Source organism: Brevundimonas sp., assembly GCF_046295775.1.
Classification (GTDB): Bacteria; Pseudomonadota; Alphaproteobacteria; order Caulobacterales; family Caulobacteraceae; genus Brevundimonas.
On record NZ_JBKBML010000005.1, the window covers coordinates 160,691 to 174,118 of the forward strand.

Genomic DNA, 13,428 nt, shown 5'->3' on the forward strand with positions numbered 1-13,428 from the left:
GTGAAGAAGCAAAGCCTGATCATCGATTGCGACCCCGGCGTGGACGACGCCGTGGGTCTGTTCCTGGCCTTCGGCTCTCCTGAGCTGGATCTGTTGGCCGTCACCGCCGTGGGGGGCAACGTCCCCGTCTCACGCACGGGCCGAAACGCCCGCATCCTGCGCCAGATCGCCGGGCGCGAGGATGTGCCGGTCTTCCTGGGCGCCGACCGGCCCCTGGTGCGCGAGCCCGCCGGGGCAGGGGAGTTCCACGGCGCCGAGGGCCTGGGCGACCTGCCCCCCTTCGAGCCGCCGTTCCCGGCCACGCCCGGACACGCGGCCGAGGCCATTGTCGACATCGTCATGGGGCGCCCGGAAGGCTCGGTGGCCCTGGCCATGATGGGGCCGCTGACGAACCTTGCGCTGGCTCTGCGCCGCGAGCCCCGGCTGGCGGCCCGCCTTGGTCCCGTTTCGGTCATGGGCGGCGCGCGCAGCGAGGGTGGCAACATCACCGCCTCGGCCGAGTTCAACATCTGGGCCGACCCCGACGCGGCGGCCGAGGTCTTCGCCTCGGACCTGAGCCTGACGGTCTTCGGCCTCGACGCCACCCACCAGGTGCGAGCCACCGACGCCCGCATCGCCCGCATCGAGGCCATCGACACGCCCCAGGCCCAGGCCGCGGCCTCCATGATGCGCTTCTCCCAGCGGGTCGAGCGCGAGATCGTCGGCTGGGACGCCCCGCCAGTCCATGACCCGGTCACCGTGGCCTGGTTCCTGAAGCCCGACCTTTTCGAGGTCCGCACTTGCCGCATCGAGGTCGAGACCGCGTCCGACCTGACGCGCGGCCATACGGCGGTCGAGTTCAGGGGCGTCGATCCCGCGACGGCGCGCCACCATTGGGCCGTGACGGCCGACGCCGATGGTCTGTTCGACCTCTTGGCCGAGCGGGTGGCCTGATGCGCATCACCGTCGTCGGCTCGATCAATCTGGACCTGGTCGCCAACGCGCCCAGCCTGCCGAGGGCGGGCGAGACCGTGACCGGCGCGACCCTGGCCCGCCATCCGGGCGGCAAGGGCGCCAATCAGGCCCTGGCGGCCGAGAAGCTGGGGGCCGAGGTCTGCCTGATCGGCCGCGTCGGCGCCGACGGCATGGCCGCCGAGGCCTTGGCGTTGATGGAGGAATTCGGCGTCGATCTGGCGGGGGTCGAGACCGATGTGGCGGCCCCCACCGGCGTGGCCCTGATCACGGTGGATCCGACCGGCGAGAACCAGATCACGGTCGCGGCCGGCGCCAACCACTTGGTCACGCCCGAGCAACTGCCCCAGCGCATTGAAGGCCCGCTGATCGTCCAGCTGGAGCTGCCGCTCGACACCGTCGAGGCCGCCGTGGGCCGCGCGACCGACTTCGTCTGCGCCAACCTGGCGCCGGCCGCCCCGGTTTCCGAACACCTGCTGCGCAGGGCCGACCTGATCGTGGTCAACGAGACCGAGGCCGAGTTCTACGGCGACGCCCTGCATCGCGGCGGCGGACGGGTCGTGGTCACGCGCGGGGCCAAGGGCGCGGCCATGTATCAGCGCGGCGTCGAAATGGCGTGGGCCACGCCGCCCCAGGTCGAGGCCGTGGACGCCACCGGCGCCGGCGACGCCTTCGTGGCCGCCATCACCGTGGCCCTGCTGGATGGAATGGCGCCCGACCAGGCCCTGCGCTTCGCCTGCGCCGCCGGCGCGCTGGCCGCCACCCGCCCCGGCGCCCAGCCCTCGCTGGGCACGCGCGAAGAGGTCGAGGCGCTGCTTTGAACTCGTCGCCCAAGAAGGTCGCGTCCGGGGGTGGCGTCGCTTCGGCGGCCTGTGCGAGAAGCGGGTCATGAAAATCAATGCTGCCCGCACGGCCGACGGAGTCCGGTTCGATCTTGCTCCGAACGATGAGGACGTCGCTTATTGCGAAAACCGCAAGGGCAAGCTCAGCGGACGGAGCGTCACTCTCAAATGCGGCACGCTGCATCCCGACATTCAGGCCTTGCTAGGCCTTTTGATCGCGGCGCCCTTCACCGCCAAGTCGTTTGAACTGGATCGCGGCGTGTCGCCCGCGTTTGCCGAGGCCGTGGCGGCGAACCTCAAGCGCAAGATCGAACCAATCGACGACGCCGTGACGCCGCGCCAGCCAGGCGGCCGTGACGCCCTCGCCTTTTCGGGCGGGGTGGACAGCGTCGCGGCGCTCGCCGTGATGCCGAAGGAGACGGTGGCCGTCTTTCTACATCGCGTTTCGGACGTCGAGACCAAGAGCATGTATCGCGCCGATGCGGCGCTGCGTTCGTGCGAAGCCGTGCGTGCGACCGGCCGCGAGATGATAGTCGCGGACACCGATCTTGAGCATGTCAGGACGCCTGTCGGCTTCCCCATCGACTGGTCGAACGCGGCCCCGGCCGTGGCTCTGGCGGATGAGCTGGGGCTGCGTTCGGTATCGTTCGGCATGATCGCCGAGTCAGCCTTCCATTTGGGCCATCATCACTATTCGGATCTGGCGTCCCGGGCGATCTACCGGTCCTGGGCGCCGGTTTTCGACGCCGTGGGCGTGTCGATCTCGCTGCCGACCGCCGGCGTAAGCGAGGTCGTGACTTCCCGCATCGCCGCCGCCTATCCTGAGATGCTGGCCCAGTCCTGTGTTCGCGGAACGGGCGACACCCCCTGCGGTCGCTGTTTCAAGTGCTTTCGCAAGACGCTGCTGGACGCCGCGGTGACCGGCCGCAAGGTCGCACCCTCGCATTTCGACAACCTCAATCCGGAAGTGGTGCGCCGGTTGGGCGAGCGGCCCATCCACCACGAGGCGGTGCTGGCCTACTCGATCCATCGAATGCCCCCGGTCGACCATCCGCTTTATCGCGCCCTGTTTGACCTGACCCGGCCGCTGGCCGATGCCTACGGGCTAGACTACCTGGACCGGCTCTACACGCGAGGGCTCGACTATGTTCACGCCTCGCATCGGGATGAAGTCGCCCGAAACCTGAGCCGTTTCGCCGCTCCGATGAGTCTATCCGAAGCTCAAGGTCTGGCCGATTGGTCGCTCGACGGCATCCTGGCCGAAGCGCCTTATCAGACAGCGGGTCAAAAGGTGCAGGCGCTGCTGGAGGCCTGAGGCTCGAACTCATTCCACCAAGGCGTTGGCGGCTACGACCAGGCCGGTCGTCACCAGATAGAGGACGATGGCCCAACCCCAGGCCCGCAGGGTTGTCATGCCGGGCGCGGCCATCAGCCAAAGCCGCTGGACGGCCACGTACCAGACGGTGGTGACGAGCACGATGGCCACGCCGGCCAGGGTCGTCCAGGTGGCGGGGTCCTGAGCGCCCAGCGAGCCCAGGCTGATCAGGATCGAGGTCGCGCCCGCCAGGTAGCACTGGGCGAAGAAGGGCGTGCGCAGGCTCTCACGGTCGATCTTGCGGCCCGACAGCCTCAGAAACGCCCAGGCGAACACCAGGGGGTGCAGGCTGAACATCAGGGCGCGAAACGCCAGCAGGTTCTGATCGTTGGCGGTGACGAAGCGGCTGACGGGGTTGGGTTCGTCGGTCAGCGGGATCCCGAACAGCAGCTCCAGCCCATGCGCCGCCAGGATGCTGAGCACCAGGAACAGCGGCGGGCTGAGGGTCTCCAGATACTGCTTCTCGGGCTTGTCCTGCTGTTCACGATCCGAATAGCGCATCGTCCTGAGCGGATGGCGCAGGGTCATCAGCAGGGTGCGCGGATAGAACAGCAGCCACGACATGACCTCGTAGAGCAGTTCCTCCACCGACTGCAGGATCTTCATCGCGTTCATGCGGGCACTCTAGAACCAGCATGCGCATGGCGAGAAGAGGGGCGATTGCGCCGTCAGTCGTCCACGTGCTCGGGCTTGCCCTTGCGCTTGGTCGCGGCAAAGTCCTCGAGTTGCTTTTCGCTCATCGACTCGACCATCTGCTTCGAGGCGCCCTTGAGCCTGCTCTTGGGCGTCTCGCCGCGTTTGGCGCTGAGCGCAGCGCCAGCGGCTTTTTGCTGAGCGGCGGATTTGGCGGGCATGGCGGTCTCCTGACTGAGCGGAAAACCGGCGCGCCCGCCGGCCGGTTCCGTCAGCCCAGCAGCTCGCGTCCGATCAGGAAGCGGCGGATTTCATTGGTGCCGGCGCCGATGTCGTAGAGCTTGGCGTCGCGGACCAGCCGCTCGACGGGCCATTCCTTGGTGTAACCGGCGCCGCCCAGAGCCTGGACGGCTTCCAACGTGACCTTCACCGCATTCTCGGACGCCAGCAGGATGGCGCCGGCGGCGTCGTAGCGCGTGGTCTTGCCCTGATCGCAGGCCTTGGCGACGGCGTAGACATAGGTGCGGGCGCTGTTCAGGGCGACGTACATGTCCGCGACCTTGGCCTGCATCAGCTGGAAGCTGCCGATGGCCTTGCCGAACTGCTTGCGCTCGCGGACATAGGGCAGGACCACGTCAAGCGCCGCCTGCATGATGCCCAGCGGACCGGCGGCCAGGACGGCCCGCTCATAGTCCAGGCCGCTCATCAGCACGGCCGCGCCGCGGCCTTCGCCGCCCATGACGTTCTCTTCCGGAATCTCGCAGTCCTCGAACACCAGTTCGGCGGTGTCGGAGCCGCGCATGCCCATCTTGTCCAGCTTCTTGGAGACGCTGAAGCCCTTCATGCCGCGCTCGACCAGGAAGGCGGTGACGCCGCCGTTGCCGTCGCCAGTGCGGGCATAGACCACCAGGGTCTCGGCCGAGGGAGCGTTGGTGATCCAGAACTTCGTGCCGTTCAGGACGTAGCGGTCGCCCTTCTTCTCGGCGCGGGTGCGCATCGACATGACGTCGGAGCCCGAGCCGGCTTCGGACATGGCCAGGGAGCCGACATGCTCGCCCGAGATCAGGCCGGGCAGATACTTGCGCTTCTGCTCTTCGGTGCCCCAGCGGCGGATCTGGTTGACGCACAGGTTGGAGTGGGCGCCGTAGGACAGGCCGATCGAAGCGGAGGCGCGCGACACCTCTTCCATCGCCACGACGTGTTCGAGGTAGCCCAGGCCCAGGCCGCCGAACTCTTCCTCGACGGTGATTCCGTGCAGACCCAGCTCGCCCATTTCGGGCCACAGGTCGCGGGCGAATTCGTTCCTTTCGTCGATCTCGGCGGCGCGCGGCGCCAGCCGGTCGGCGGCCCAGCGGGCGGTGGTTTCGCGGATCATGTCCGCGCTCTCGCCGAGGCCGAATTCCATGGATTGGGGGGCGTTGGGAATGCTCATGTCGCCGGGCGTAGCATCCCCGCACGACCCGTGCAAAAGGCAGTCGTCAGACGGTCTTGTCGCCCTCGGGCGCGGTGCGGAACAGCCGCAGGGCGGCTACGCCCAGGCAGGCGGCGGCGACCACCGCCAGGCCCCAGCCGATCAGTCCGATCTGTCCAGCGTCGCCCTGGATCGCCGCCCGGCGAAAGGCGGCGACGGCGGCGCCGAAAGCGACCATCCCCACCGCTCCGATCACCAGATAGGGCCAGGACGAAGCGCCCGTGGGCGCCGGCGCCTTGGCGGGTTTGACTTCGGGCGCGGTGACGGCCGGCTGGACCGCGGCGCGCAGCTCGGCGACCGAGGCGCGGGCCTGGATCGGGGCGGTCATCAGGTTTGATAGGGCAGGCGCGCGGGCCGGCTCGGCGATGAACAGGGCACGCTCGGCGGCGCGGCGGCGCGACAGGGCGTCGGGAGCGGAGGGCTCGGGCGCGGCGGCCAGGGCCTCGGCGGCCTGCGTCGCATGGCCGGCGTTCAGCTCGCGGATCACCTCGGACGTCTTGAAGGCCTCGGGGCCGACCGAAAAGCCAAAGCTGGCCAAGGCGTCGAACTGATGCTGGTTCAGCGGCGCGGTCACCGCCTCGCGGATCGCTGTCACGACGGGGATCAGATCGTATTGCAGCAGCAGTTCGGCTTCCTGCTCAGTCACGGCCGAATCGGCTCGGGCGGAGCGGACATGGCCGTAACCGACGGTGAAGCCGCCTGCGGCGCGCGCGACGGCGCGCGGCCGGAAGCCTTCGAAGCTCTTGATGAGCAACAGGCCCTCGCGGGACACCTTCATACGGTTCTGATCGGCTTCGGACACGTCATTGACCCAAAACGACACGGGCGGGCTCGCCTGACAAGCGAACCAGCAAGGCGCGTACCGATCAAAGGAGGACTATCGTGGCCAGACCAAGGAAGATCAGAAAACCGAAGAAATCCGTCGTCGCCGTCACGAACACGGCGGACGACACAGCCGGGTCGAACTTCAGCTTGGACAGGGTGATGGGTGTCAGCACGCCTACAGTCGCCGCGATCAGCAGGTTCAGCACCATGGCCGTGCCGATAACCAGGCCGATGGCGACATCCTGAGCCCACAGGCCCGCCGCCACCCCGATCAGGGGCGCCAGGATCAGGCCGTTCGCCAGGCCGACGATCAGTTCGCGCCAGAAGGTGCGCACGGCGTTGGAGCTGTTCAGCTCGCGCGTCGCCAGCGCGCGGACGGTCACGGTCAGGGCCTGGGTGCCGGCGTTGCCGCCGATCGCCGAGACGATGGGCATGAGCACGGCCAAGGCCACGATCTGCTCGATCGTCGCCTCGAAGAAGGAGATGACCGCCGCGCCCAGCACCGCCGTGCCCAGGTTGATCGCCAGCCAAGGCACGCGGCCGCGCACGATTTCGACCACGCTCGAGCCGCGATCCTCGTCGGCGACGCCGGCCAGACGCAGGATGTCCTCGCGGTTCTCTTCCTGGATGATGTTGACGATGTCGTCGACGGTCACCTGACCGACCAGGCGACCGGCGGCGTCCACGACCGGGGCCGAGATCAGGTGATACTTTTCGAAGATGTAGGCGACTTCTTCCTGATCCTGGTCGACGGTGATCTCGTTGACCGGCTCCATCAGCTCCGACAGGGGCACAGCCCGCGCGCTGCGCAGCAGGCGGCTGATGGGCACGCCGCCGATCGGCCGGTTCAGCGGATCGACCACATAGATGTCGAAGAACAACTCGGGCAGCTCTTCGCCCTGGGCGCGGACGTGATCGATGGTGTCGCCGACGTTCCAGAACTGCGGCGCGGCCATGAACTCGCGCTGCATCAGGCGGCCGGCGGACTCTTCCTCGTAGCCCAGCGAGCTTTCGATCGCGGCGCGGTCGACCTCGGGCATGGCGGCCAGAACGCGCTCGCGCTGATCGTCCTCCATCTCCTCGACCACGGCGGCGGCGTCGTCGGAGTCGAGCTCCTGCAGCGCCTCGGCCAGGGTCAGGTGAGGCACCCGCTCCAGCACCTCCTCGCGGATGCCGTCGTCCAGTTCGGGCAGGGTGTCGGCCAGCAGGTCCGGCGGCAGCCACTGGACCACCACCATCCGATGTTCGGCCGTCAGGAAGCCCATCAGGTCGGCGACGTCGGCGGGGTGCAGGTCTTCAAGCAGGCCGCGCAGGCGCAGGCCGTCGCCGTCGTCGGCGGCGTCCACCACTTTTTCGACGAAGGCCGGCGTCAGGGCGTAGTCCTCGCCCAGAGCCTCGTGGTCCTCGAATTCGGAATCGGGGGCTCTCGGGAGGGCGGAATCCGTGTGGGTCACGCTTTGCCTCCCGAGAAGATAACTCAGCTTAAACTAGCCGACGTTTCGCCCTTTGAAATCAGATGGTGCGGTCGAGAAGACTCGAACTTCCACGGGTTGCCCCACAGCGACCTCAACGCTGCGCGTCTACCAATTCCGCCACGACCGCTCGCATCGGAGCGGGGGCAATAGCGGAGCCGCGCTGGAAAGGGAAGGGGCCTTTTGGGTCGTCTCAGGCGGCGCCGGCCATGAAGTCGTAAACGTCGGCCGGGCGCGTCACGGTGATGGCGATGCGGTCGTCGCGGATCTCGATCTCGCCACGCGCCACGGGGTGGTTGTTGGCCAGGATCCAGACCTCGTCGCTTTCCGAGGCGTCCAGCGGAATCACCGCGCCCCGGCCCATGCGCAGCAGTTGCGCCATCGGCAGAACCGAACGGCCCAGCACGACGGAAATCTCGACATCGACGGCGTCGATCTGGCTCACGGCGGATACTCGAAGACTTGCGCGAAGGAGCGCCCATGCACATTGAGGGATCATGCTTGCCGACCCGTTAAGTTTGAGCCTGAAGCGCGACGACGGCGTCCCGGTCGGTTGGGCCGTCTCAGAGGGTTACGTCGAATACGAAGCGGCGGTTCAGGCGATGGAGGCCCGCGTCGCCGCGATCGTTGCCGGCGAAGCTGACGAAGTGGTCTGGCTGCTCGAGCATCCTCCGCTCTACACCGCCGGGGTGTCGGCCAGGGACGGCGACCTGCTGGATGCGGGGCGGTTTCCGGTGCACCGCACGGGGCGGGGCGGGCAGTTCACCTATCATGGGCCGGGCCAACGCGTGGCCTATGTCATGCTGGACCTGAACCGGCGCGGCCGCGACGTGCGGGGCTTCGTACGCGGGCTGGAGACCTGGATCATAGACGCGCTGAATCGCTTCGGCGTCGAGGCGGGACCGCGCGAGGGACGCGTCGGCGTGTGGGTCGAGCGCAAGGGGCCGGGGTGGTCCCGCGAGGACAAGATCGCCGCCATCGGCGTGAAGGTCCGCCGATGGGTGAGTTTCCACGGCATCAGCCTGAACGTCGAACCGAACCTGGACCATTTCGGCGGCATCGTGCCGTGCGGCATCAGCGAGCATGGCGTGACCAGTCTGGTCGATCTGGGCCGGCCCGCGACGCTGGACGAGGCCGACGCCGCGCTGAAGGGGGCGTTCAGCAAAATCTTCGGTCCGGTCGCCCCGGCTGATCCGCCCATTTAATCGAACCGCAACCCGCGACAGCGTTGCGCACTTGGCAAGGGCGGGGCCTGTCAGGTTAAAACACCCGCCGCTCTCTCTTCCTCAGCAGCATCCGACTTGGAGCCGCAAGACATGACCCGACTGCTTACCGCCGTATCCGCCGCCGCCCTCACCCTCGTGGTGGGCGCGGGCGCCGTGTCCGCACAGGACTTCCGCGCTCTGGCGCAACAGGACCTGCAGGCGGCCCATGCGGCGCTGCGGGATAACCACCCCGCCGCGGTGGTTCAGGGCGAGGCCGGGAACGCCTTCCGCGCCTGGCTGGATGCGGGCCTGCAGGAGGCCACACAGATGTCGGCCCAGGTGAACAGCGGCGACAGCCATGCGGCGCTGATGCGCTGGTACGCCGGCGGCTTCCGCGACTCGAACATCCGCATCACCCCGACCTTCGAGGGTTTGGGCCGCTACTTCGCCATTGGCTGGCCGGGCGTCGCCACCGCCTGGCGCAACGGCCAATACGTCGTCAGCTATGTAAAGCCCGGCACGCGCGGCGCGCCCGCGGTCGGTTCGGTCGTCACCGAGTGCTCGGGGCGTCCCATCGAAGAGTTCGCGCGCGACCGCCTGGACCGCTGGCAGGGTGACCTGAACACCGAAGCTGGCCGCATCCAGTCCGCGCCTTATCTGCTGTGGAACCTGAACAATCCGATCACCGGCGGCACGCCCACCACCTGCAAGTTCCAGCAGGGTCGCCGCACCCGTGACATCAACCTGACCAACGCCGTGCCGCAGCCCGGCGAGATCGAGGCCGCCTACCGCGCCAGCGTCTATACGCCGCCGGCCGACACGCCCCTGGCGATCGAACAGGTGGACGGCCGGCCGTGGATTCACGTCCATTCCCTGGCGGACAGCGCTGGCTGGGACGCCTTTTACGGTCAGGTAGAAGCGCAACTCGCCGCCATTCGCGGCCCGGCCGGTGCCGTCATCGACCTGCGGGGCGCCCAGGGCCTTTCGCTGAACGCCACGGCGCGCGGCTATGGTCTGGCCAACCGCATCTGGACGCCGGAGTTCACCGTCAGCCGCCAGCCTGCCGCCGGCGAGATCACCTACCGCGCCACCCCGGCCAACCGCGAGTGGTACGCCCAGACCCTCGCCCGCATGCAGGCCGATCCGCGCTTCGTGCAGGAATCGGCGCCTGTCATCGAAGAGACCACGGCCATCGTCCAAGCCTTCGATCAGGCCATCGCCGCCGGCCAGCAAAGCTTCACACTGCCGGGCCGTCCGGCGGTCGCCGACACGGGCGCGCCGAATCCTGTGCAGGGCCAAGTCGTGGTGTTGGTCGATTCGGGGTGCTCGGGTGGTTGCCTGGACACCCTGGACCTTCTGACCAACCTGCCAAACGTGCGCCTGGCTGGCTCGACCACCGGCGTGGATTCCATCTTCGTGGAGCCCACCGTGCTGCGCCTGCCGTCGAACTATTCGGACCTGTCGTACGGCCACAAGGCCTGGGTGTCGCGCGAACGCGCCAACAACCAGCCCTACACGCCCGAGGCGGGCCTGACCTACACGGGCAACCCTACCGACGAGCAGGCGGTGCGAACCTGGGTCGGTTCGCTGTTCGGCGGCTGATCCAAAACCATCCGAGAAAGTCGGAGGAGGGGCGGTCTGGAACCGGCCGCCCCAAATCCCCATTTGTCGGTCATGAGCTCGACCGACATCGAAACCACCACCCATTCGCCTTCCGGCTTTGACCTGACGCCGCCCAGCGAAAGCCAGCGCGTGGCGCTGGAGGCCGACCTCTCGGCCGAAGAGAAGCGTGTTCTCCTGGCCCACGGCACAGAGGCGCCGTTCTGCGGCACTTTGCTGGGCGAAAAGCGCGCAGGCGTCTTCTGCTGTCGCGAATGCGGTCTTCCGCTGTTTCGCAGCGGCACGAAGTTCGAGAGCGGCACCGGTTGGCCCAGCTTCACCCAGCCGGTTGATGAGACCCACGTCCGCGCGGTGCGCGACAACTCCTACGGCATGGAACGTGTCGAGACCCGCTGCGCCCGCTGCGACAGCCATCAGGGCCACGTCTTTCCAGACGGCCCGCCGCCCAGCGGCCTGAGATACTGCATCAACTCGGTGGCCCTCAGCTTCGTCGCCGAAGGGCAGCCTTTGCCTGATCCCCTGGGGCGCGGCGACGGGTCCGCCTGACCTTGGCCGCAATCGCGGCTAGGGTAGTCACAAGCGTGGAGTGCAGCCGATGGTCGCCAGTCTGATCGCCGCCCTCGTCCTTATGGGCGCAGAAGAACCGCAGGTGGTTTCGACCGCACCACGCGGCGACGCCGTCCAAACGGCGCTCGCGGCTCCATCGGCTGACGCGGTTGCCCCGCCCGTGATTGAGGACATAGCGCCGCACGGACTGACGACGGACCAGCAGATCGCGCGCTGGCTTTCGGCGCGCGCTCCGGACCGCCGGGATGTCGAGGCCCCACTGTGGGACGAGCCGCTGGAGCGACGCATGCGCGGCGAAGTCAGCGCCAGCATCGGCACCGGCGGCTATCGCGACGTGTCGGCGTGGACCAGCATGCCTTTGGGCGACAGCGCCGAACTCACCATTGGCTTCAGCCAGACCCGCAACGCGCCCTGGCGCTATTACGACCGCCCCTTCGGACATGGCTGGGTTTTGCCTGGCCGAAACGGGCCCGGTCACGGTTTCGACGCTTACGGAGCTTATGAAGACCGCGCTGCGGAAGTGCGTCGCGATTCTCGCGCCGAGCCGCGGCTGTCACAGCCTCAAGACCTGACCATTCGCCCCTGACTTCAGGGCGTCGGATCGACGCAGGGCAATGCGCGCGGTGGCCAAACGGGGATCAATCCCCATGTTGCAGCGCGAGAGGATGCCCATGGAAGACCTACTGCGCTCAGTCGCTGATTTCATTTCGAGAAACCACGTCTGGGCGGGAGTGATTCTTGGGCTGATCACCTTCCTGGAATCGCTGGCTGTGATCGGAGCATTTGTGCCCGCCACAGGCCTGTTGGTCGCGGCGGGCGCCATGGTGGCCGCCGGGGTCCTGGACCCCTGGAACGTCATGCTGGGCTGCATCATCGGCGCGGTTCTCGGCGACGCCTTGAGCTACTGGCTGGGCCGTCGTCTGGGCCCGTCTGTGCTGCGTCACAAGGTGTTCAAGCCGCATCGTCGCCGCGTCGCCTGGACCCGCCTGTTCGCCTATCGCTATGGCGTGGCTTCAGTCTATATCGGGCGCTTCTTCGGACCGTTGCGGGCCTTTGTGCCCGTCACTGTCGGCATCCTGGGCATGCGGCAGAAGACCTTCCAGACCGCCAATGTGCTGTCGGCCGTGGTTTGGGTCACGGCCATGCTGGCTCCGGGCTATCTGGCGCAGAAGGGGCTGGCGCGGCTTGAGGCCATGAGCGAGGCGCATGGGCCGACCTTGGCGGGGATCGCCGCCGTGGCGCTCTTCGTCTGCGGCTATGTCGCCTATCGGTGGGTCAAGGGACGCGCGCTCAAGCGAGCCGAGGCGAGAGGCCTGGGCCGCTTCCCCGAAAAAGCCTGAAGCTTTACCGCAATTCGCGGTGAGGAAAGCGCCGGCGGCGGTTCCCAAGGCCGCTGCTTTTTGCGATAGCCATTGGGTCGGCAGGGGGCGTCCTGTCGTTTCCACCCCTCTCAGGAAGGCTGGCCGTGGCGTTTCGCGACGGACCGTTCGAGAATTTGAAGCTGCCGCTGGCCTGGACGGCTGCGGCTGTGGTTCTGGCCGCCTTGGTGGCGGCCATCTTCCTGCTGGTCGGCGACCGCCCCAGCGCCAATGGCGCGAGTTACGCCGCCGCGCGTGCGACGGCTCAGGAAGCGACGTCTCCGGTCGGGCGAGTATTGTCCGCGCCGGTCCGCTGGGTCCGTTCCGCCGGGGCTGGCGTGGGCGGCTACTTTTTCGCCGTTTCGGAAAACCGTCGTCTGAAGGCCGAGATACGCCAACTCGAGGCCTGGCGCGACGAAGCCATCGCCATGAAGAGCGTCAACGCCCGGTATGAGGCGCTGCTGGGCGTACGAACCGAACCTCCGGTCCCGATGGTGACGGCGCGGGCCGTGACCGAGGCGCGCGGACCATTCAGCAATGCCCGCCTTTTGGACGTCGGGTCGCGGCGCGAGGTGCGCATCGGCAATCCGGTGGTGGACGAGCACGGCTTGGTCGGCCGCATCGTCGGTGTTTCGCCGAACGCCAGCCGGATGCTGATGCTGACCGACATCTCGTCGCGGACGCCGGTGATGATCGAGCGGACCGGGGCGCGAGCTCTGATGATCGGCGACGGCTCGGGTGGGCCGCGCCTGGACTATTTGCGCGGCGGCGAGGCCATGCAGGCTGGCGACCGCATTCTGACGTCCGGCGACGGCGGGGCCCTGCCGCGCGGCCTGCCGGTCGGCGTTGCGGCGCGGGGCGCCGACGGTCGCTGGCGGGTGAAGCTGTTCAGCGATCGCGGACCGATCGACTATGTGCGGGTGCTGCTGTTTCAGGACTTTTCGCAACTGGCCGACACGGCCGCGTTGAACGCACCGCCCCTTGTGAGCCTTGATACAGCCCCCGCGCCTGATGCGGCTCAGGCCGCCGCCATCGCCGACGTGGCCGCACGCCGCCAGGCCGCCGCTGAGGCCGCGGCTGCGCGCGTGCGGGCCGCGCAGGCCGCGCCG

The 13,428-nt window shown here is 68.1% G+C and carries 15 protein-coding genes and 1 tRNA gene; 9 read left to right on the forward strand and 7 right to left on the reverse strand.

Going from position 1 to position 13,428, the window contains the following annotated elements:
* The 3 genes from ACK4I0_RS05335 to ACK4I0_RS05345 all read left to right on the forward strand — a co-directional run bounded on the left by ACK4I0_RS05335 (nt 1) and on the right by ACK4I0_RS05345 (nt 3,108).
* Complete coding sequence (locus ACK4I0_RS05335; protein ID WP_409608728.1) at nt 1-933, forward strand: nucleoside hydrolase; 933 nt, start codon at nt 1-3, stop codon at nt 931-933.
* Nucleotides 933-1,772 carry a ribokinase gene (locus tag ACK4I0_RS05340; RefSeq protein ID WP_409608730.1) on the forward strand — a complete coding sequence of 280 codons (840 nt, stop codon included), beginning with the start codon at nt 933-935 and terminating at the stop codon, nt 1,770-1,772. Before ACK4I0_RS05335 ends, ACK4I0_RS05340 begins: the two co-directional genes overlap by 1 nt.
* Nucleotides 1,773-1,839: 67 nt before the next feature.
* Nucleotides 1,840-3,108 carry a DUF6395 domain-containing protein gene (locus tag ACK4I0_RS05345; protein WP_409608732.1) on the forward strand — a complete coding sequence of 423 codons (1,269 nt, stop codon included), beginning with the start codon at nt 1,840-1,842 and terminating at the stop codon, nt 3,106-3,108.
* A 9-nt stretch (nt 3,109-3,117) separates the two neighbouring features.
* Here the strand turns inward: ACK4I0_RS05345 and ACK4I0_RS05350 are convergent, their stop codons facing one another.
* From ACK4I0_RS05350 to ACK4I0_RS05380, 7 genes are all read right to left on the reverse strand, one after another.
* Entirely contained in the window at nt 3,118-3,783 is a 666-nt protein-coding gene (locus ACK4I0_RS05350; protein WP_409608734.1) for a hypothetical protein, read from the reverse strand.
* Nucleotides 3,784-3,836: 53 nt separating this feature from the next.
* On the reverse strand, nt 3,837-4,022 hold the full coding sequence (locus ACK4I0_RS05355) for a DUF3008 family protein (protein ID WP_409608736.1): 186 nt from the start codon (nt 4,020-4,022) through the stop codon (nt 3,837-3,839).
* Nucleotides 4,023-4,072: 50 nt separating this feature from the next.
* Complete coding sequence (locus tag ACK4I0_RS05360) at nt 4,073-5,233, reverse strand: isovaleryl-CoA dehydrogenase (RefSeq protein ID WP_409608738.1); 1,161 nt, start codon at nt 5,231-5,233, stop codon at nt 4,073-4,075.
* A 46-nt stretch (nt 5,234-5,279) separates the two neighbouring features.
* Nucleotides 5,280-6,095, reverse strand: coding sequence for a lysozyme (locus tag ACK4I0_RS05365; RefSeq protein WP_409608740.1), 816 nt, complete (start codon nt 6,093-6,095; stop codon nt 5,280-5,282).
* A 43-nt stretch (nt 6,096-6,138) separates the two neighbouring features.
* A complete protein-coding gene (gene mgtE, locus ACK4I0_RS05370; protein WP_409608742.1) occupies nt 6,139-7,551 on the reverse strand; it encodes a magnesium transporter in 1,413 nt (470 codons plus the stop codon).
* A gap of 63 nt (nt 7,552-7,614) precedes the next feature.
* Nucleotides 7,615-7,699: transfer RNA gene (locus ACK4I0_RS05375), tRNA-Leu, on the reverse strand.
* Nucleotides 7,700-7,762: 63 nt separating this feature from the next.
* Entirely contained in the window at nt 7,763-8,014 is a 252-nt protein-coding gene (locus tag ACK4I0_RS05380; RefSeq protein ID WP_245161278.1) for a FliM/FliN family flagellar motor switch protein, read from the reverse strand.
* A 52-nt stretch (nt 8,015-8,066) separates the two neighbouring features.
* Between ACK4I0_RS05380 and lipB the strand changes: the two genes are divergently transcribed.
* The 6 genes from lipB to mreC form a co-directional block, all read left to right on the forward strand.
* Nucleotides 8,067-8,774, forward strand: coding sequence for a lipoyl(octanoyl) transferase LipB (lipB, locus tag ACK4I0_RS05385; RefSeq protein WP_409608744.1), 708 nt, complete (start codon nt 8,067-8,069; stop codon nt 8,772-8,774).
* Nucleotides 8,775-8,885: 111 nt separating this feature from the next.
* Nucleotides 8,886-10,376, forward strand: a complete 1,491-nt coding sequence (locus ACK4I0_RS05390; protein WP_409608746.1) for a hypothetical protein — start codon at nt 8,886-8,888, stop codon at nt 10,374-10,376.
* 72 nt (nt 10,377-10,448) lie between these two features.
* Entirely contained in the window at nt 10,449-10,940 is a 492-nt protein-coding gene (gene msrB / locus ACK4I0_RS05395) for a peptide-methionine (R)-S-oxide reductase MsrB (RefSeq protein WP_409608748.1), read from the forward strand.
* A 49-nt stretch (nt 10,941-10,989) separates the two neighbouring features.
* Nucleotides 10,990-11,547 (forward strand): hypothetical protein, encoded by a 558-nt coding sequence (locus ACK4I0_RS05400; RefSeq protein WP_409608750.1) that lies wholly within the window; start codon nt 10,990-10,992, stop codon nt 11,545-11,547.
* A gap of 85 nt (nt 11,548-11,632) precedes the next feature.
* A complete protein-coding gene (locus ACK4I0_RS05405) occupies nt 11,633-12,301 on the forward strand; it encodes a DedA family protein (RefSeq protein WP_409608752.1) in 669 nt (222 codons plus the stop codon).
* Nucleotides 12,302-12,426: 125 nt separating this feature from the next.
* Nucleotides 12,427-13,428, forward strand: a 1,002-nt coding sequence (mreC, locus tag ACK4I0_RS05410) for a rod shape-determining protein MreC (protein ID WP_409608754.1), incomplete at its 3' end; no start/stop codon positions are given.